The sequence below is a fragment of the Nocardia sp. NPDC057353 genome, assembly GCF_042667085.1.
Lineage (GTDB): Bacteria > Actinomycetota > Actinomycetes > Mycobacteriales > Mycobacteriaceae > Nocardia.
Window position 1 is genome coordinate 1 of sequence record NZ_JBHVAK010000037.1, and the last position, 18471, is coordinate 18471.

Below are 18471 nucleotides of genomic sequence, written 5' to 3' on the forward strand. Positions count from 1 at the left end.
CGCATCCGCGCCGACTACCGCGACGGTGTGCTGCGGCTGACGATCCCGGTGGCGGAGAAGGCCAAGCCCCGCAAGATCGAGATCGTGCGCAGCGAGCAGCAGCACGACACGCGGGCGCTCGCCAGTTCCTGACCTGTCGCGCGGTCCTCGCCAGGACCCCGCGGGGACCGCGTCGGCTCAGTTCGCGTGAGAGGCAGGTGGTGCCCGTTACCCGAACACAACAGCAACACATCAGGTATCACGACTCTTCCCTTCGCGGGGCGGGCCCGGCGGTCACGGGCCCGCCCCGCTCCCCTGTCCGGGATCACGTCGAGATGTTCCACTTCGAGCCGGACGGGAGCCGGATCGAGCTCTTCGGCGAGGCGGGGTACCTGCACCTCGACCCCGATGCCAGGACCAACGACAGCACTCCGGCGCCGTTCAGCTCCAGGGCACCAGCACGATCTTCCCCGGTATCGAGTGTTGCTCCGCGTAGCGGTGCGCGGCGGCGGCATCGGCCAGGGTGAAGACGCGGTTGATATGGACTCGGAGCGAGCCCGCGGCGACCAGGTCGCCGAGGTGGCGCAGGGTGCTCGCGGACGGCCGTGCGACCACCGTCCGTGCCCTCGGGTCGGCCGGGGCATCGCTCGATTGCGCGGTCACGTAGCGGCCTTCCGGGCCGAGGATCGACAGCGAGCGCTGCCCGTACCCGCCGCCGACGAAGTCGAGCACCACGTCCACGCTCGGCACCGTCGCGGCGAAATCCGCTGTCCGGTAGTCGATCACATCTGTCGCTCCGAAATCGCGGAGCAGATCGTGGTACTCCGCGCGCGCTACCGCGGTGACCCGCGCGCCGCGCAGCACGGCCAGTTGCACCGCCAGGTGGCCGACGCCACCGGCGGCACCGTGGACCAGAACGTGCTCCCCGTCCCGCGGCTCGACCACATCGAGCGCCTGCCACGCGGTCAGCGCGGCGGTGGGCAGTGCGGCGGCGGTCCGGTCGTCGACACCGTCCGGACGCGGGGCCAGCGCGCGATCCGCCGCGAGTACGAACTCGCTGTAGGTGCCGGTCGGTGTCGGCACCATGCCGAACACGGGGCCGCCCACCGGGTGCGCGGCCCCCTCCCCCGCAGCGACCACCCGGCCGGACACGTCGAAGCCGAGCGTGAACGGCGGCGGGTCCGAGTGCGCGACCTCGCCCGCCCGCATGGCGCGGTCGACGTTGTTCAGCGAGGTGGCGCCGAGCTGGATCAACACTTCGCCCGGCCCGGGTTCGGGGACCGGCGCTTCCGCGGTGTGCAGCACCTCGGGGCCGCCGACGGCGTGCTGGGTGACGGTCTTCACGGCAGGTCCTTCCCGTCCGGTTCGAACCGGTTCAGCAGTTCCTCGATGGCGGCGACGGTCTCGGCATGGCCGGTGTGCAGGCCGTACGCGCTCTCCAGGTGCAGCATTCGCGGCAGCGCGCATTCGGCGCGGCGGCGTCAGGGGGCAGGAACCCGATGCACCACCGGGGCCGGGTGCCGGTGTGCCCACGGACTCGCCTGCTCGAGCTGCGCGGCCAGCCGCAGCAGGTCACCGTCGGCGCCGGGCCGCCCGACGAACTGGACACCGAGCGGCAGCCCGGCCGCGGTCCAGTGCAGCGGGACGGTAATGGCGGGGCGGCCGGTGAGGTTCGCGAGCTGGGTGTAGGGCACCCAACCCAGGTTCTCCTGGATGAGCGAATCCAGGATCCCGGTCAGCTCCATGAGCTTTCCGCCGTGCAGGCGGTGCGCCAGCCGGGAGCCGATCTGCAGCACCTTCGGGGTGGAGATCTTCCCGACGGTCAGCGGCGGGGTGGCCAGGGTCGGCGTGAGGAAGTAATCGTAGCGCTCGTGGAAATCCGCCAACTGTCCGATGTAGGTGTTGACGTTGTCGATCGCCGCCATCAGCTTGCCGACGCCGTTGAACCGCCCGATCTCGGCGACGGCGAGCGTATCGGCTTCGAAATCGCTGTTCCTGGCCCCGGTCCGCTCCTTGATCGCGACGACCTCCCGGTAGAGGCTGGCGAACCAGATCACCAGGAAGTCGCGCGCCAGGTCCTCGTCGTCGTAGGGCGGCGGGACCTCCTCGACGTGGTGGCCGAGGTCGGTCAGCAACCGGACCGCGCCGTCGACCGCGGCGATCGCCTCCGGGTGCGGGTTCGCGGTGATGGCCGAGGCGGTCGAGTAGCCGATCCGCAGCGTGCCCGGCGGCTGCGCGATCTGCTCGGCGAACGGCCGCTGCGGCAGCGCGCCCCGGTACGCGGCGCGCGGGTTCTCGCCGATGAGCGCGTCGTAGAGCGCCGCGCTGTCGCGCACGGTGCGCGAGACCACGCCCTGGGTGACCATGCCGAACATGACCTCGCCGACCCGCGGCCCGTACGGGGAGAGGCCGCGGCTGAGCTTGAGCCCGACCAGCCCGTTGCAGGCGGCCGGGATCCGGATCGACCCGCCGCCGTCGTTGGCGCCCGCGGCGGGCACGACACCCGCGGCGACGGCCGCGCCGGAGCCGCCGGACGACCCGCCCGGCGTGTGCGCGGTATTCCACGGGTTGCGCGCCGCACCCAAGAAGGTGGACTCCGTGATGCCCTTGCTACCGAACTCCGGGGTGTTGGTCTGGCCGAAAATGACCAGCCCCGCGTCCAGCAGGCGCTGCACCAGCAGGCTGTGTTCCTGCGCGACGTCCCGGGCCAGCGACCGGGACCCCTCGGTGCTGGGGAATCCCTTGTACTCCTGCTGCAGGTCCTTGATCAGGAACGGCACCCCGGCGAAGGGGCCGCTCAGCGCGCTCCCGGCCCGCTCGTCGGCGACCCCGTCGAGCCTGCGCACGATGGCGTTCAGCGCCGGGTTCACGGCATCGGCCCGCTGCCGGGCCAGCGCGAGCAGCTCGGCCGGTTTCACCGCGCCAGCTGCCACCAGCTCGGCCAGCCCAGTCGCGTCGTGCTTCATGTACTCGTCGAGTTCCACCCGACGGATACTAGGCCGCTGCGCGCGCCGGCCGGGGTGCTTCCCCGGCACGACGCCGCGCGGCACGACCGCGCCACCGGCGCGGGGTGGACGCCGACGGCCGCCACCCCGCGCGGGCGTCAGTTGGGGCGGAACCCGAAGTCGGTGCCGGCCACGCTGTCCCACCGCGAGGTCACGTACTTGGGCCGGGTGTAGAAGCTCCAGGACGCGTTGTTCAGCCCGGTGTCGCCGTAGGCGGAGTCCTTCCACCCCTGCACCGCGTAGGCGGCGACCGGCACCGGGATGGCGACATTGACGCCGATCATGCCCGCGGAGGCCCGGCGCTCGAACTCGTTCGCGGCGGCGCCGTCCCGGGTGAAGATCGAGGCGCCGTTGCCGTAGCGGTGGTTCCGGATCAACTCGAGCGCCGCGTTCAGGGTGTCGACGCGCAGCACCACGAGCACCGGGCCGAACAGCTCGTCCTGGTACGCCGCCGAGGCGACCTCGACATCGGCGAGCACGGTCGGGCCGATGAAGTACCCCGCTTCGAAGCCGGGCACCTCCTCGGTGCTGCGGTCGACGACCGCCGTGGCGCCGCCCGCGACGGCCTCCTTGATCGCCGCCCGGATGCGCTCCTGCGACTGCCTGCTCACGACCGGCCCGACCTCGGTGCCGTCGGCGTCGCCCGCCCCGAGCCGGACCTGCTCGGCGCGCACCCGCACCTTCTCCAGCAGCGGCTCGGCGCTCGCGCCGACCACGACCGCGACCGAGATCGCCATGCAGCGCTGCCCGGCGGCGCCGAAGGAGGCCGAGGTGAGCTGGTCGGCGACCACGTCGAGGTCGGCGTCGGGCATGACGACCATGTGGTTCTTCGCGCCGCCGAACGCCTGCACCCGCTTGCCTGCCGCGGCGGCCCGCTGGTACACGATGTGCGCGACCTTGCTGGAGCCGACGAAGGCGACCGCCTCGGTGTCGGGCGAGTCGATGAGGTGCTCGACGGCGTCCTGACGCCCGTGCACGACGTTCAGCACGCCCGCGGGCAGCCCGGCCTCGGTGAACAGCTCGGCGATCCGCACGCAGACGCCGGGATCCTGCTCGCTCGGCTTCCACACGAAGGTGTTGCCCGCGGCCAGCGCCACCGAGACCATCATCATCCCCATCATGGCGGGGAAGTTGAACGGCGTGATGCCGACGCAGACCCCGAGCGGGTGCAGCACCGACTTGGTGTCGATGTTCGGCCCGCTCTGCAGCGAGGTGCCACCGCGCACGAGCGCGGGACCGCCGCAGGCCAGCTCGATGGAGTCGGCGGCGCGAGCGATTTCGCCCGCGGCGTCGTCGAGGGTCTTGCCGTGCTCGGCGGTGATCAGCGCGGCCAGCTCGGCCCGGTGCTGCAGCAGCAGCTCCCGGAACCGGAAGAGCACGTGGGCGCGCTTGGACAGGGTGGCCTGCGACCAGCCGTCGAAGGCGGCCACGCCCGCGGCGATGGCGGCGGCGACGGTGTCGCTGTCGGCCATGGGGACCGTGGCGATCGCCCGGTCGGTGGCCGGGTTCAGCACGTCGATGGTGTCGGTGCCGCCGGTGACCGGGGCGCCGTTGATCCAGTGCGGGATGGTGCGCATGACGAAAGCCTTTCGGAGGGGGATCTAGAGGGAGGTGCCGAAGCGGGCGCGGTGCTCGTCGTCGAGCGCGGTCAGCGAGGAGCCCTTGGTCTCCCGCATGACGAGCACCGCGACGATCGAGATCAGCCCGGCGACCGCGACGTAGATCGCGATCGGCACCCAGCTGCCGAAGGTGCGCAGCAGCATGGTCGCGATGACCGGGGCCAGCGAGCCCGCGAAGATCGCGGTGACCTGGGCGCCGAGCGAGACCCCGATGTAGCGCATGTGCGTCGGGAACATCTCGGCCATCATGGCGGGCTGCGGCGCGTACATGATCGCGTGGATGATCAGCCCGAGCGTGATCGCGGCCAGGATCAGCGCCTCGGAGCGCGAGTCCATGAGCGGGAAGGCGACGAAGCAGTAGCCGGTGGCCAGCACCGCGCCGAGCAGGTAGACCGGGCGCCTGCCGAACCGGTCCGAGAGCGCCCCGAAGACCAGGATCATGCCCGCGTGCACGAGGTGCGAGAGCAGCATCAGGCTCAGGATGGTGGCGGTGTCGACCTCGAGGTGCACCTTCAGGTAGGTCAGCGAGAAGGTGACCACCATGTAGTAGAGGATGTTCTCGATCACCCTGGCGCCCATGGCCGTCGACACCTCGCGGGGCTTGGCCCTGAAGACGCGCTTGACCGCCTGCCAGGTGTTCTCCGCCTGCGGCTGGTCGTGCGCGGCCTCCTGGAAGATCGCCGAGTCCTCGACCTTGGTGCGGATGAACCAGCCGATCAGCACGATGAAGGCGGAGAAGAAGAACGCGATCCGCCAGCCCCAGGAGAGGAACGCTGCCTCGGGCAGCGCGAAGGAGAGCACCAGCAGCACCACGGTCGCCAGCACATTGCCGAGCGGGGCGCCGACCTGCGGGAAGCTGGACCAGAAGCCGCGGCGGTCGTTCGGGCTCTGCTCGGCGACCAGCAGCACCGCCCCGCCCCATTCGCCGCCGATCGCGATGCCCTGCAGGAAGCGCAGCAGCACCAGGATCACCGGTGCGGCGTAGCCGATCTGGTCGAAGCTGGGGATGGCGCCGATCAGGAAGGTGGAGACGCCGATCAGCAGCAGCGAGACCTGCAGCAGCTTCTTGCGGCCGAACTTGTCGCCGTAGTGGCCGAACAGGATGCCGCCGACCGGGCGGGCCACGAAACCGATCGCGTAGGTCAGCAGCGCGGCGATCACGCCGTCCAGCGGGTTGCCGGTGGCCCGGAAGAAGACGTCGCCGAAGACCAGCGCCGCGGCCATGCCGTAGAGGAAGAACTCGTACCACTCGGCCACGGTGCCCGCCATGGACGCCGCCACGATCCGGCGGAATCCGGTCGGGGTCTGCTGGTTCGGCGCCGCGAGCTCGGCTCGGGTGGGGGTGGCGGTCATCGGACACCCGCCGCGGGGATGGAGCCGTCGATGAGGCGGATGAGCGCGGAGAAGTCGAGCGCGCCGAACCCCTCGGCCACGAGGTCGTCGAGCCGGCGGGCCACCTCGGCGGTGGCGGTGACGTCGACGCCGTGCGCACCGGCGGCGTCAATGGCGAGGCCGAGGTCCTTGCGCATGAGCGTGACCGCGAAGCCACCGGTGAAGCCGCGGCCGGCGGGCGCGACGTCGACCGCACCGCCGACCGGGTAGTAGTTGCGCAGCGCCCAGCTGTCGCCGGTGGAGACCCCGGCGATCTCGATGACGGTGCCCGCGTCGATGCCGAGCCGCTGTGCGAGGACCGCGGCTTCGCAGGTGCTCTGCATGTTCATCGCGAGCATCATGTTGTTGATCATCTTGGCGCTCTGACCGGCGCCGACCGCGCCCGCGTGGAAGAGCCGGGCGCCCATGGCGACCAGCAGCGGCCGGGCCGCCTCGAAGTCGGCGGCCGCCCCGCCGACCATGAAGGTGAGCGTCCCGTTCCGCGCACCCGCGGTCCCGCCGGAGACCGGGGCGTCGAGAAACCGTCCGCCGGTGGCGGTGACGGCCGCCGCGAGCTCGCGGGCCTCGCCGGTGGCGATGGTCGAACAGTCGACGACCAGCGCGCCGGGTGCGGCGGCGGCCAGCGCGCCGGACTCGAGCAGGGCGGCCCGGACGTGCTCGCCCCTGGGCAGCATGGTGACGACGATCGCGGCGTCGCGCGCCGCGGCCACCGGGGAGTCCGCGGTCGGCACGCTCGCCGCGGCGCGCGCCTCGGGAGACAGGTCGAAGCCGGTGACGTCGTGCCCCGCCTCGCGCAGGTGCCCGGCCATCGGCGAACCCATGTTCCCGAGGCCGATCCAACAGATCTTCACGTCGGTGTGCCCTTCTGTTCGATGCCGTGCGCTGGTGCTGCCGGCCACCGACCAAGGGTGATCCGGGTTACAGCTTCGGAAAAGGCGAGTTTCGGAACATAGGCTGTGCGGATTCGCACAGCCCCCGCCGCCGAAGGAGTCCGGATGCGCGCCGACGACCTCGTCGTCCTGCTGGAGATCGCCCGCTGCGGCTCGCTCGTCGGCGCCGCCTCGGCGCTCGGCCTCAACCACGCCACGATCTCCCGGCGGATGTCGGCGCTGGAGGCAGAGCTGCGGGCGCCGGTCCTGGTCAGGGGTGTTCAGGGCTGCGAGCTGACCGACCTCGGGCACCGGCTGCTGAAGTCCTGCGAGCAGATCGAATCCGCGCTCAACGAGGTGCGCGACCAGGTGAGCACCACCCCGCGCGAACGCGCGCTCTCCGGGCTGGTCCGGATCGCGACCACCGACGCTTTCGGTGCCTACTTCGTCGCTCCGATACTCGCGGACTTGCACAGGATCAACCCGGAGCTGTCGGTGGAGATCGTCACCCAGACCCGGCTCAGCGCCTACGGTGTTGGCGCCGACATCGAGATCGGCGTCGGCGAACCGGTCGTCGGGCGCCGCGGTGCCGAGAAGCTCACCGACTACCGGCTCGGGTTGTACGCCGCCGCGGAGTACCGGGCCGAGCGCGGCCTGCCCGCCTCCGCGGCGGAGTTGAGCGGCCACTCGCTGATCTACTACATCGACAGCCTGCTGCGCGTCGAGGATCTCGACGTGCTGAGCCGGGTCACCGGCACCCGCCAGGTGAGCTTCGGCTCGACCAGCGTGCAGGCGCAGACCGCCGCCGTGCTCGCCGGGGCGGGGATCGGGCTGCTGCCCGCCTTCGTCGGTGACCGGGAGCCGACCCTGGTCCGGGTGCTCGCGGACGAGGTCGCGCTCACCCTGGAGTTCACCGCGTGCCTGGCGCCGCGGCGGTTGCAGCGGCCCGCGACCGCCACGGTCATGCGCGCCATCCGTGAGTCGGTCGCGGAGCGGCAGGCGGAGTTGCTGCCGGGATAGGGTTCCGCAGCCGCACCGAACTGTCGGTGTCCGGGGCTAGCGTGGCGGGGTGGGATCGCGGTATTCGTTCACGGCGCCGGTGTGGGAGCACGACGGCGCGGGCTCGTGGCACTTCCTGAGCCTGCCGGAGGAGGTGGCCGATGAGATCGAGGAGCGGTACGGGCATCGGACCACCGGGTTCGGGGCGGTGAAGGTGCGGGTGCGGATCGGTGGAACCGCGTGGTCGACATCGCTGTTCCCGGATACGAAGCGCGCCACCTATGTGCTGCCGGTGAAGAAGGCGGTGCGGGCGGCGGAGGGGCTCGTCGCCGGGTCGGCGGCCGAGGTCGAGCTGGACGTGGTCTTCTAGCGCGGCTCCTCGGTCAGCCGGGTGGCGATGCCGTCGAGCAGCAGGTCCAGGGCGGTGTCGAGCACGGCGTCGAGATCGGGTTCGGCGGGGTTCGCGAGCAGGCGGTGGGCGACCGGGTGCGCGGCCGGATCGATCGCCTCGTGCAGCGGCTCCCCCGCCGCGGCCGCAGGGGCCGCGGTGAGCAGGGCCAAGCCCTGGATGAGGCCGGAAACCGCCAGGTAGGCGGGTAGCGTCTGCGCGCCGAGTTCGTCGAGCGCGGCCAGGGCCGGGTCGACCAGGTCGAAGAGGGCGGGGCCGAGCGGTGGCCGCTGCCGGGCGAGCACCGGCAGCAGCCACGGGTGCGCGCGGTAGAGCCGCCACTCCTCGTGCGCGACGTGCCACAGCCGCTCCCGCCAGTCGCCGCGCGGGGGTGGGACGACCTCGCCCAGTACCAGCTCCGCCATCGCCGCTTCCAGCGAGTCCCTGGTGCCCACCCGCCGGTGCAGCGCCGCCGTGGTGATGCCGAGTTCGGCCGCCAGCTCGCGCAGGACGATCCGGCCGGTGCGGTCGGCGAGCTCGACGGCGGTGCGGGCGATCCGCACGGTGGTCAGGTGGGCGGGTCGGGGCGGGCGCGGTGGGGATGCGTCGCGGCGGGCGCGGTAGGCGCGGGCCTGGCAGGAGCGGGAGCAGTAGCGGCGGCGGCGTCCCCGCTCCGAGTGGACGAGCACGGCGCCGCACCGGGCGCAACCCTCTCTCGTCACGACTCCGAGTGTGCCGAAAGACTGGTTCTCAGCCTGGCCTGTCCCTACTTTCGGTCGCAGCGATGCCGGGAACGGAGGACGAGAATGCAGGACTTCGCAGTGCACAGGGCGGGGCCGGACGAGGTGCCGGAGGTGGCGGCGGCGTATCTGCGGGCCGGTGCCGACGAGGCGGTGGCGGTGTGGGTGGCCGGTGCGGAGGAGGCGGCGGTAGCGGAGCTGCGCCGCGCGCACACCCCCGCCGTGATCGCGGCGGCGATCCGGGACGACGAGGTGTGGATCGCCCGCGCCGATGGCGCGATCCGCGCCGTCGCCGTGTGGCAGCGCATGGCCGACGGCAGCCGCTACCGCGCGGAGGCCGACGAGCTGCGGTCACTCGCCGCCGCCCACCCCGAAGTCGGCGCCTGGCAGCGGTTGGCCCTCGCGGTCGGGCGGGTCGCCACCGCGCACCCGCGCGAGTACCCGCACCGCTACCTGCACTCGATCGCCACCGTGCCCGAGCACCGCGGCACCGGCGCGGGCACCGCCCTGCTCGGCGCCGGGCTGGACCGGCTCGCCGCGACCGGCGAGTCCGCCTTCCTCGCGGCGAGCACCGAACGCTCCGCCCGCCTCTACGCCCGGCTCGGCTTCGCCCCACACGGTGCACCGCTCCCACTCCCGGGCGGCCCCACCCTGCTTCCGATGTGGTTCGCGCCGTGACGGGCTCCGCCGCCACGCACCTCACCCGATTCGGGTGAGGTGCGCGAGCCGACCGGTTCCTAGCGTCGACCCTGTCGCGCGATCTCCACCGGAAGGGGCGAGCCCATGACCCGTGTACGGAACAGGTTCCGGCCGTGCTGAACGCGGTGGGGCAGCTGCTGCCGATCGCGGTCGGCGTCGCGATCTCCCCGATCCCGATCGTGGCCGTCGTGCTCATGCTCATGTCGCGCAATGCCGCCGCGACCAGCACCGGCTTCGCCCTCGGCTGGGTCGCCGGGATCGCGGGGGCGACGGCGGTGGTCACGGCCGCCGCGGGGGCGATCGACACCGGCGACGACTCCGCGCCGTCGCAGGGCGTCGCCTGGGCCAAGATCGGGTTGGGGGTGCTGCTGGTAGCGTTGGCGGTCCGGCAGTTCCGGGCCCGCGGAGATCACACGAAGCCGGGCTGGATGACGGCGATCGACCGGGTCACCTTCGGGCGCGCGGTCGGGCTCGGGGTGCTGCTCGCCGCGGTGAATCCGAAGAACCTGCTGCTCTGCGTCTCGGCGGGGCTGCTGCTCGGCACCGCGGGGCTGTCGGTCGGTGCGGCGATCGGGGCGGGCGCGGTCTTCGTCGCGCTGGCCGCGACCACCGTGGTGGTGCCGGTGCTCGGCTACCGGCTCGCCGCCGACCGGCTGCGCGCCCCGCTCGAGGCGATGCAGCGGTGGCTGTCGGCGAACAACCACCTGGTGATGGGGATCGTGCTCGCGCTGATGGCGGCGTCGCTGATCGGCAAGGGCCTGGAGGCGCTGTGACCGCCGGCCGGTGGTGGCCGGTCTTCGGCTCACTGGCCGGTTACCAGCGCGGCTGGCTGCGTCCGGATCTCATGGCCGGGGTCACCGTGTGGGCGGTGCTGGTGCCCGAGGCGCTGGCCTACGCCGGGATCGCGGGGGTCGACCCGGTCGTCGGGCTGTACGCCGCGGTGCCCGCGCTGCTGCTGTACGCGGCGTTCGGCTCGTCGCGGCACCTGGTGGTCGGGCCGATGTCGGCGACCGCCGCGCTCTCGGCGGCCATCGTCGCGCCGATCGCCGGGGGTGACCCGGCCCGGTACCTGGCGCTCACCGCCGCGCTCGCGCTCGCCACCGGCGCGGTGGCGGTGTCGGCCGGGCTGGCGCGGCTGGGTTTCGTCGCCGCCTTCATCTCCGAGCCGGTGCTGAAGGGATTCATCGTCGGGCTCGCCCTGACCATCCTGATCGGCCAGGTGCCCGCGCTGCTCGGCATCGACGGCGGGCACGGCAACTTCTTCGAGAAGGCGGTGGCCGTGCTCGGCGACCTCGGCGAGCTGCACGCCGCCACCGCCGTGCTCGGCGGGCTCGGCCTGGCCGCGGTGCTCGCCCTGCGCCGGTGGCTGCCCCGTGTCCCCGGCTCGCTGCTGGTCGTGCTGGCCGGGATCGCCGCCGCGACCTGGCTGGGGTTGCCCGAGCGCGGGGTCGAGGTGGTGGGCCACATCGCCCCGGGGCTCCCCGCGCCCGGGCTGCCGCCGGGGCTGTCGGCGCACGACTACCTGGAGCTGCTCGGCCCCGCGCTGGGCGTGGTGCTGATCGGATTCGCCGAGGGGCTCGGGGCGGCCAAGACCTACGCCGCGCGCAACGGGTACCGGGTCGACTCGAACGCGGAGCTGACCGGGCTCGGCGCCGCCAACCTCGGCACCGGGTTCTGCTCGGGGATGGTCGTCAACGGCAGCCTCTCCAAGACCGCGGTCAACGGCTCGGCGGGGGCCCGCAGCCAGGTCTCCGGGCTGGTGGTCGCGGGGCTGACCGTGCTGACGCTGCTCTTCCTGACCGGGCTCTTCGAGAACCTGCCCGAGGCGGTGCTGGCCGCGGTGGTCATCGCCGCCGTGCTCGAGCTGATCGACTTCCCCTCCCTCGCAGGCTTCTACCGGATCTGGACCCGTCGCCTCGGCGCGCTCTACGGCCCCGCCGCCCGGGTCGACTTCCTCGCCGCCGCGGCGGCACTGGCCGGTGTCCTGATCTTCGACACCCTGCCCGGGCTGCTGATCGGGGTCGGGGTCTCGGTCCTGCTGCTGCTCTACCGCGCCTCCCGCCCGCACGTCGCCACGCTCGCCGACCACGGCGACCTGTGGCTCGACCGCGCCCGCCACCCCGAGCTCCCCGCCCCCGCCGACGCCGTGGTGGTGCGCGTCGAAGCCGGGCTCTTCTTCGCCAATGCCGACTGGGTCGCCGACCACGTCCGCGCGCTCGTCACCGACCGCACCCGCGTGGTCGTGCTGGACGCCGAGACCTCACCGTTCATCGACGTCACCGCCGCCCGCATGCTCGCCGGGCTCTCGGCAAGCCTCCGAACCGATGGCATCGCGCTGCGGGTCGCCCGCAATATCGGCCAGACCCGCGACGTGCTGCGTCGGCTGGCCGATCAGGGAGTCGAGATCCCCGTCTACCCCACCGTGCGCGAGGCGCTCGCCGATCACGAGGAGTAGGGAACGCGGGCGGCCAGCGCATGCGCGAGATTTCGCGCCCGAGCTGCATCCCAATCCACGTCCACCCCGGTCAGGTAGCAGGCGCGGGCCGATTCGAGCAGGGCACGATCGGGCGGGGGCAGGGTGCGGGCGACGGTAGCCGCCGCTTCGTCCTTGGCCACGATGCGGCCGCTCGCCAGGGTGACGAGGATCCGCGCCAGGGTGAGCACCGCATTGCGCTCGTCGCCCGACATCTCCGCGACGATGCCGGGGACGACCGCGATGAGTGCCCGGCGCAAGGTCTGCGGCGGGATCGGCGCGACCAGGTCAGCGAGTGCGGGTCCGGCCAGCACGCGGTGCGCGGCGAGCGCGGTGGCGAGCAGGACCACCGCGTCCGGGTCGGCGACCGGGCGCGGCAGGGCGCCACGCACCAGGTCGGCGCGGAGCCACTCGCCGAACTGGAAGTCCACCCGCGGCGCGGGCGGCACCGGCCGCACCTGGTCCAGCGTGAGCACCGTCGATTCCAGCGGACGCCTACCGGTCGCGTCGGGAAAGGCGGTCGCGTGCCCGCGCCACCCGGACACCCGCAGCAGCACCGCGACCAGGGCGGTGCGCTCGACGTCGGTCAGCGAACGGCGGGTGAGTACGAGCAGGTCGACGTCGCTGTCCGGCCGCAGGCCACCGGCGGCGGCGGAACCGTAGAGGTAGACCCCGGCGACTCCACCGAGATCCCGCCGCGTGATCTCGGTGCACACGGCTTCGACGGCGGATTCCACGGCCCGCTCCCCCGGCCGGTCGATCAGGCGTTGCCCGCCGCGGCGTGCTCCGCCTCGACCTCCGCCCACGCCCGGCCGCGCAGCCCGGCCAGCCGCACCTCCTCGACGTGGTCGAAGGTGTACCACTCGGTGCCGGGGTAGTCGGGAAGCGCGCCGCGCAGGAACTCGCCCAGGTAGTGCAGCGGGCCCTCCCAGCCGATGCCGACGCCGAAGCAGCCGGTGTCGGGGTCGTTGTGGAAGACGTCGGCGGTGGAGGCGTGCTCGACCTCGAGCCAGGTCGCGTCCGGGCCGTCCGCCTCGAGGCGCACCTCGACGTGGTCGCTGGAGTCACGGCCGTAGACCGGCGTCCACTCCAGCCGCAGCAGGTGCGGCGCCTCGCAGGCGAGGATCGTCCCGCCCGCGTTGCCCTGCAGTTCCCAGGTCCCCCCGACCCGCAGGTCGCCGCTGAGCGGCAGGAAGAAGCGGTCGACGCGGTTCGGGGTGGTGATGGCCTGCCACACCTCGGCGACGGGAGCCTCGTAGCGGCGGCGCAACACGGCGGTGCGGGCGGGTCCGGCCGGGATGTCGCGGTTGCCCATGGACCGCTGCACGGCGGTCAGGCTGGTCGCCTGGGGGGCGATCTCGGTCACGCGTGTTCTCCTTCGTGAGTGACCCCCGGGAGCGCGACGGCGAGCGCGTCGAGCGGGCCGGTCCGCGAGCGGCGAAGCCCGTCGCTGCCGCGGTCGACTTTCCGGAGTGGAACGGGTCCCACCGTATAGGCGGTGCGCGCCCGCGCGGCACGCGGTCGCGAATCCGTTGTCACGCAGCACTTTCAAGTGCCCATCGGTACCAATAGATAGTGCAGCCGCAGCGCGGTGGCCCGGCCGAGGGCGAGGGTGTGGTCGGTGCGCAGCAGCCGGGCGCCGTCGGGGTAGACGTCGAACCGCTCGTGCAGCGGCACGCGCGCCGCCCAGGCCCGCGCCCCCTCCACGATCGTGACGTACGCGCCGTCGGCGCCGAACGGCCCCGGCGGGGAGACCAGCCGCAGGGCGCCGTCCGCGCCGACCTCGGGGCGCAGGAAAACCTGGACGGTGCCGAGCGGCATCGGGAAGGAGACGTGCACGCTCGGCTGCGCCGAGCCGGGGAGCCGGGTCGCCCGGTAGAACCCGCTGTAGATGTACTCGCCGGTGGCGCGCGCGGTGCGCAACCAGGCCGCGCCCCGGTGGGTTCCGTCCGCGTCGAGCAACGTCTCCACCCGGCTGTCGATGCCGCGCGCGGTGTCCAGCGGGCGGACCGGCAGCGCCAGCTGCCCCACCCGGCGGCCGAAGAGCCGGGTGATCAGCGCGCCGCCGGGCGCGAAGACCGGGGTCCACTGCACCCAGGCCTCCATCCGCCAGCGGGCGGTGTGCTCGTAGAAGTCCCGCACGGTCGGGTGCAGGCGGGCCGGGTCGAAGCCGGGGCCCGCGAGGGCGTCGATGTCGGGCAGCAGCCCGGCGTCGGGGTCGCGCGCGACCCGGCCGCCGACCCGCTGCGCCTCGGTCGCGAGCCAGTTGTCGGCGACGGTGGCCTGCGGGTCCGCGGAGATCGGCGCCCGCAACCACGCGTGCTCACTCGCGAGGTCGACCTGCCGTCCGACGGTTTTCCAGTAGCGCCGGGTGCCCCGGTCTATCGACGACCACATGCCCGGCATTCAACCAGCGGGCGGCGGCGCCGTCCCGTGGCCGGGCTCAATGCCGTGGAATCGGCAACTCGCGCAGCGGGTCTCCGCCGTCGACGAAGAGCCGGGCGCCCGCGGTCGTCGCGGCGGCGATCCGGCGAAGCGCCCGCTCGCCCGCGGCGGGGTGCCGCCCGTCGAGCGCGCCGACCCGGACGGCGAACACCAGGTCGAAGGGGTCCTCGCCGGGTTCGAGCGCGAAGTCCTCGACCGCCGCCCTGCGCACGCGCAGCCGACCGGCGGCGATGAGATCCGCGCCGCCCGCCCGTGCCTGCGCGACGGCGGTGGCGGAGCGGTCGATCGCCAGCACCGTGCCGGTGGTGACCCGGGCGGCGACCGCGCGGGCCGCGGCGCCGGGGCCGCAGCCGATCTCCAGGACCCGGGAGTCCGGGCGCAGCGGCAGCGCGGCCACCACTGCGGCGAGGCGCGGCGAGAGCCCGGTGTTCAGCGGCATCTCAGTCCTCCGGCTCCGACCGGTTCCGCTCGGCGAGCTCGGCATTGTGGGCGTGCGCCCTGGCGAGCTGGTCCTCCAGGGAGATGATGCGGCTCGCCGCCTCCAGGGGGGTGCCGCGGTCGACGAGTTCGCGGGCCCGTGCGGCGATGTGCAGCTGGGCGCGGGAGTAGCGGCGGTGCCCACCGGCCGAACGCTGGGGTTCGAGCAGCCCGGTGGCGCCGAGGGCGCGGAGGAACGCGGGGGTGACGTTCAGGATCTCGGCGGCGCGGCCCATGCTGTAGGCCGGGTAGTCCTGGTCGTCCAGGCGCTCGGCCGCCGTAGCGTCGTCGGTGGGATCGGTTTCGGGTGGGGGCACGGCACCTCTCGGGGGCACGACAAGGGGCCCCGGCGCTGTCGCGCCGGGGCCCGGAAGAGTTGACGAGGGAATCGAAATCACGGCCCGACTGAAGAATCCGGGCCCCGCCACAGGGCGGGTACGTGAGGTCGAGATGCGTGTTCCAGTAGCCACCTCCCAGGTCGACGGATCATTCGGTGGGCCCCTCCGGCGGTCCGGCCGACTGCACCGGATTCTCTTCTCCGCCGGAGGGCCGAGGGTTTCGCTTCCGGGCAGCTCCCCTGCCCGGCTACTAATCCTTCTCTCTTCGACGAGAGAGACATTAGTGAGTTCGCCACACAATGTCTACCCCCTGGACTACAGATTTTTGCCGTCCTGCTCTGCCCCCTCCGGCATAACCGACAGCGAGCGGGGTACTGACCGCCCATAGCGGAGGTGACGGGAGGCAGGGCAGGTGTCGGCGGAGGACTCGACGGGCGGCGGGCTGGGCGAAACCACCGCGGCCGAGCAGATCGTGGCCGCGTTCGCGCGCATGGCGGGGTTGTTCCTGTCCCATCGGACGGTGGACGACGGCCTGGCCACGATCACCGAGCTCGCGGTGCAGACCGTTCCCGGCACCGCGGGCGCCGGGCTCACGCTGTTCGACGGCGCGGGCGAGCGCGGGACGACGGCGGCGACCAGCGACCTGGTGCGGCGCGCCGACGCGCTGCAGTACGAGCTGGGCGACGGCCCGTGCCTGACCGCGTCGGCGGAGCGGATCGTCGTGCGCGTCGACGATGTCGGCACCGATCCGCGGTGGCCGCGCTGGGGTCCGCGCGCCGCGGAACTCGGGCTGGTCTCCACGCTCAGCGCGCCCTTGGTCGCGGGCGAGCGCGGGCTCGGCGCCATGAAGGTCTATGGCACCGGCGCCTATGGTCCGCGCGAAGAGCACCTGCTCACCCTGTTCGCGGCGCAGGCCTCGCTGCTGGTGGCGCACCTGGTCGGCGCCGCCGAGGCCGAGGCGGTCAGCGCCGGGATCACCGACAAGCTGCGCGGCCGGGAGGTGATCGCGCGGGCGACCGGCTTCCTCATGGGCCGGGACGGGGTGGACGAGCACGCCGCCTTCCTCTCCCTCGCACAGCACGCGCGCGACCGGCAGACCTCCATCCGCCGAGTCGCCGAGCAGCTCACCGCCGACCGCGAGGACGAGCGGTGGTGACCGGTGCCAGGGAGTCCTCCGGCCGCGACCGCGCCGAGGAGCAGCAGCGCGCCTTCACCGCTGCGTTCGCGGGCGCCGGGCTCGACGTCGAGGCGCTGTGGACCGAGTACTTCGGCATCGGCGGCGACGCCGGATTCCTTGAGGTCGACGCCTACGTGCACGGGATGACCATGCTCTCCGCCCGCGACCGCGACATGCTCGCCCACGTCGTCAACGAACACCTCGACCGCCGCACCGAGACCAAGCGCGCCACCTACAGCCGCCCCTTCCGCAACCCGCGGCCGACTACACCGCCGCTCTCCGCGCTGGTCGAGCTGGTGGACGGCGCGCACCTGGCCGCACCGGACCGGCTGCCAGTGATCGCGCACGCCGCGGGCACCGCGCTCGGCGTCGAACTCACCGTGCACCTCGTCGACTACGAGCAGCGAGCACTGCGCCCCGCCGGCCGCCCCGGCGCGCCGGCGCTCGACCTCGACACCACCACCGCGGGCCGCGCCTTCCGCGAGGTGGCCGCGCTGTCCTCGACGGAGCAGGCCCCCACGCTGTGGATGCCGCTGCTGGACGGGATCGAACGGCTCGGCGTGCTCGAAATCGGCGTCCCCGAGCCCGAGGATCTGCGCGACCCCGGCCTCCGCGCGCACTGCCGCTGGGTGTCGCGGCTGCTCGGCCACCTCGTCACCATCACCACCCACTACGGCGACGGGCTGGACCGGGCCCGGCTCACCCGGCCCCGCACCGTCCCCGCCGAGCTGCTCTGGTCGCTGCTGCCCCCGCGCACGGCCGGGGTCGGCGACGTCGTGGTCAGCGCCGCCGTCGAGCCGCGCTACGAGCTGCGCGGTGACGTCTTCGACTACGCCTTCTCCGAGACCACCGCGCAGCTGCTCATCCTCGATGCGGCCGGGACATGCGCCGAGCTGATCGCCGCCACCGCGCTCGCCGCCTACCGGAGTGTCCGGCACGCCGGTGGCGGGCTGCTCGATCAGGCGCGCGCGATCGAGGAGGAGTTGGTCGACCGCTTCGGCGCCGGTCCGCTGGCCACCGCCGTACTGGCCGAGCTCGACCTCGACAGCGGGAGGTTGCGCTATGTCAACGCGGGGCACACCGAACCGCTGGTCATGCGCGGCGGCACGATGGCCGACCCGCTCGGCGCCGGGCAGCGCGCGCCCCTCGGTCTCGGTGCGGCCGCCGGGGTCGTCGGCGAGGAGAAGCTGCACCGCGACGACTGGCTGGTCCTCTACACCGACGGCGTCACCGGCGCCGCCGACCCCGGTGGTGACCGCTTCGGGTTGCGGCGCCTCACCGAGCTGCTGCGGCGGGAGGCGTCCTCGGGTCATCCGCCGCCGGAGACCGTGCGGCAGGTGATCACGGCGGTGGGTGCGCACCACCGGACGCCGCTCTCCGAGGACGCCACCGTCCTGCTGGTACGCAAGGTGGATCGGGCGACCGCGCCGCGGCGACCCGAGGACGAGCGACGGACCGCGATCGACCGCTGACCGCTGTCGAGCGGCGGTTTCAGCGCCTGCGCACCGGCGCGACCCCGCGGCGCCGGGCGAAAAATCGGTGTCGCCGACGTCGGGTGCCCGGTTACCGTCGAGGTCCCGCCGGAACTCGTCCGGCGGCCCGGAGAAGGGGGACGCGATGTGGAACTGGAGTGCCTGCGTCGCCGAATACGCGGCCGCGGCGGTGTTCACCCGCCCGGTCATCGATCCGGAGCCGACCGTCACCGAGCGTGCGGCCGAGCGCGAGACCGTCACCGGCGGTGACGCGGCGAACGACAATCGATCCGGGGCGACGCGCCCCGAGGTGGCGGAGTACGGTCTCGCCGGCTGAACCAGCTCCGTACCGGCCGTCGCGGCCGGTGCGGAGCTGTCGCCGCGCAGCCCCGCTGGCGG

The 18471-nt window shown here is 73.3% G+C and carries 20 protein-coding genes; 9 read left to right on the forward strand and 11 right to left on the reverse strand.

Annotated elements, in window-relative coordinates; all coding sequences use genetic code 11:
• The coding region (locus ACFUUZ_RS19695; protein ID WP_378698285.1) for an Hsp20 family protein at positions 1-132 on the forward strand (132 nt) is incomplete at its 5' end.
• A 288-nt stretch (positions 133-420) separates the two neighbouring features.
• Here ACFUUZ_RS19695 and ACFUUZ_RS19700 read toward each other — a convergent pair.
• From ACFUUZ_RS19700 to mmsB, 5 genes are all read right to left on the reverse strand, one after another.
• Entirely contained in the window at positions 421-1323 is a 903-nt protein-coding gene (locus ACFUUZ_RS19700) for an NADP-dependent oxidoreductase (protein WP_378698147.1), read from the reverse strand.
• Between the two features lie 137 nt (positions 1324-1460).
• Positions 1461-2963, reverse strand: a complete 1503-nt coding sequence (locus ACFUUZ_RS19705; protein WP_378698150.1) for an amidase — start codon at positions 2961-2963, stop codon at positions 1461-1463.
• Between the two features lie 119 nt (positions 2964-3082).
• Positions 3083-4561: a CoA-acylating methylmalonate-semialdehyde dehydrogenase gene (mmsA, locus tag ACFUUZ_RS19710; protein ID WP_378698152.1), complete on the reverse strand. Its 1479-nt coding sequence runs from the start codon at positions 4559-4561 to the stop codon at positions 3083-3085.
• A gap of 24 nt (positions 4562-4585) precedes the next feature.
• On the reverse strand, positions 4586-5956 hold the full coding sequence (locus ACFUUZ_RS19715) for an MFS transporter (RefSeq protein ID WP_378698154.1): 1371 nt from the start codon (positions 5954-5956) through the stop codon (positions 4586-4588).
• Complete coding sequence (gene mmsB, locus ACFUUZ_RS19720) at positions 5953-7077, reverse strand: 3-hydroxyisobutyrate dehydrogenase (protein WP_378698156.1); 1125 nt, start codon at positions 7075-7077, stop codon at positions 5953-5955. The genes ACFUUZ_RS19715 and mmsB overlap by 4 nt, the downstream gene beginning before the upstream one ends.
• Here mmsB and ACFUUZ_RS19725 point away from each other — a divergent pair.
• Together ACFUUZ_RS19725 and ACFUUZ_RS19730 are read left to right on the forward strand one after the other, a co-directional pair.
• Positions 6991-7884, forward strand: a complete 894-nt coding sequence (locus ACFUUZ_RS19725; RefSeq protein ID WP_378698158.1) for a LysR family transcriptional regulator — start codon at positions 6991-6993, stop codon at positions 7882-7884. The two genes, mmsB and ACFUUZ_RS19725, sit on opposite strands and share 87 nt — an antisense overlap.
• A 49-nt stretch (positions 7885-7933) precedes the next feature.
• The gene (locus ACFUUZ_RS19730; RefSeq protein ID WP_378698160.1) at positions 7934-8233 is read left to right on the forward strand and encodes a DUF1905 domain-containing protein; all 300 of its coding nucleotides are present in this window, start codon (positions 7934-7936) and stop codon (positions 8231-8233) included.
• Here ACFUUZ_RS19730 and ACFUUZ_RS19735 read toward each other — a convergent pair.
• The gene (locus ACFUUZ_RS19735) at positions 8230-8973 is read right to left on the reverse strand and encodes a TetR/AcrR family transcriptional regulator C-terminal domain-containing protein (protein WP_378698162.1); all 744 of its coding nucleotides are present in this window, start codon (positions 8971-8973) and stop codon (positions 8230-8232) included. The two genes, ACFUUZ_RS19730 and ACFUUZ_RS19735, sit on opposite strands and share 4 nt — an antisense overlap.
• A gap of 84 nt (positions 8974-9057) precedes the next feature.
• On the opposite strand from ACFUUZ_RS19735, the gene ACFUUZ_RS19740 reads away from it, so the two are divergent.
• From ACFUUZ_RS19740 to ACFUUZ_RS19750, 3 genes are all read left to right on the forward strand, one after another.
• Complete coding sequence (locus tag ACFUUZ_RS19740; protein WP_378698164.1) at positions 9058-9669, forward strand: GNAT family N-acetyltransferase; 612 nt, start codon at positions 9058-9060, stop codon at positions 9667-9669.
• A gap of 134 nt (positions 9670-9803) precedes the next feature.
• Positions 9804-10463: a GAP family protein gene (locus tag ACFUUZ_RS19745; RefSeq protein ID WP_378698168.1), complete on the forward strand. Its 660-nt coding sequence runs from the start codon at positions 9804-9806 to the stop codon at positions 10461-10463.
• Positions 10460-12145 carry a SulP family inorganic anion transporter gene (locus ACFUUZ_RS19750; RefSeq protein ID WP_378698170.1) on the forward strand — a complete coding sequence of 562 codons (1686 nt, stop codon included), beginning with the start codon at positions 10460-10462 and terminating at the stop codon, positions 12143-12145. Before ACFUUZ_RS19745 ends, ACFUUZ_RS19750 begins: the two co-directional genes overlap by 4 nt.
• On the opposite strand, the gene ACFUUZ_RS19755 is transcribed toward ACFUUZ_RS19750, so the two are convergent.
• The 5 genes from ACFUUZ_RS19755 to ACFUUZ_RS19775 all read right to left on the reverse strand — a co-directional run bounded on the left by ACFUUZ_RS19755 (position 12133) and on the right by ACFUUZ_RS19775 (position 15402).
• Positions 12133-12900, reverse strand: coding sequence for an aminoglycoside adenylyltransferase domain-containing protein (locus ACFUUZ_RS19755; RefSeq protein ID WP_378698172.1), 768 nt, complete (start codon positions 12898-12900; stop codon positions 12133-12135). The genes ACFUUZ_RS19750 and ACFUUZ_RS19755 overlap by 13 nt on opposite strands.
• Positions 12901-12923: 23 nt before the next feature.
• Entirely contained in the window at positions 12924-13529 is a 606-nt protein-coding gene (locus ACFUUZ_RS19760) for an SRPBCC domain-containing protein (protein ID WP_378698174.1), read from the reverse strand.
• Positions 13530-13711: 182 nt separating this feature from the next.
• Positions 13712-14560 (reverse strand): hypothetical protein, encoded by an 849-nt coding sequence (locus tag ACFUUZ_RS19765; RefSeq protein WP_378698176.1) that lies wholly within the window; start codon positions 14558-14560, stop codon positions 13712-13714.
• 46 nt (positions 14561-14606) lie between these two features.
• The gene (locus ACFUUZ_RS19770; protein WP_378698178.1) at positions 14607-15047 is read right to left on the reverse strand and encodes an SAM-dependent methyltransferase; all 441 of its coding nucleotides are present in this window, start codon (positions 15045-15047) and stop codon (positions 14607-14609) included.
• A gap of 1 nt (position 15048) precedes the next feature.
• On the reverse strand, positions 15049-15402 hold the full coding sequence (locus tag ACFUUZ_RS19775) for a helix-turn-helix domain-containing protein (RefSeq protein ID WP_378698180.1): 354 nt from the start codon (positions 15400-15402) through the stop codon (positions 15049-15051).
• A 433-nt stretch (positions 15403-15835) separates the two neighbouring features.
• On the opposite strand from ACFUUZ_RS19775, the gene ACFUUZ_RS19780 reads away from it, so the two are divergent.
• The 3 genes from ACFUUZ_RS19780 to ACFUUZ_RS19790 all read left to right on the forward strand — a co-directional run bounded on the left by ACFUUZ_RS19780 (position 15836) and on the right by ACFUUZ_RS19790 (position 18409).
• Positions 15836-16579 carry a GAF and ANTAR domain-containing protein gene (locus tag ACFUUZ_RS19780; protein ID WP_378698182.1) on the forward strand — a complete coding sequence of 248 codons (744 nt, stop codon included), beginning with the start codon at positions 15836-15838 and terminating at the stop codon, positions 16577-16579.
• A complete protein-coding gene (locus tag ACFUUZ_RS19785; protein WP_378698184.1) occupies positions 16576-18072 on the forward strand; it encodes a PP2C family protein-serine/threonine phosphatase in 1497 nt (498 codons plus the stop codon). Before ACFUUZ_RS19780 ends, ACFUUZ_RS19785 begins: the two co-directional genes overlap by 4 nt.
• 145 nt (positions 18073-18217) lie before the next feature.
• The gene (locus tag ACFUUZ_RS19790) at positions 18218-18409 is read left to right on the forward strand and encodes a hypothetical protein (protein WP_378698186.1); all 192 of its coding nucleotides are present in this window, start codon (positions 18218-18220) and stop codon (positions 18407-18409) included.
• The last annotated feature ends 62 nt before the right edge of the window (positions 18410-18471 follow it).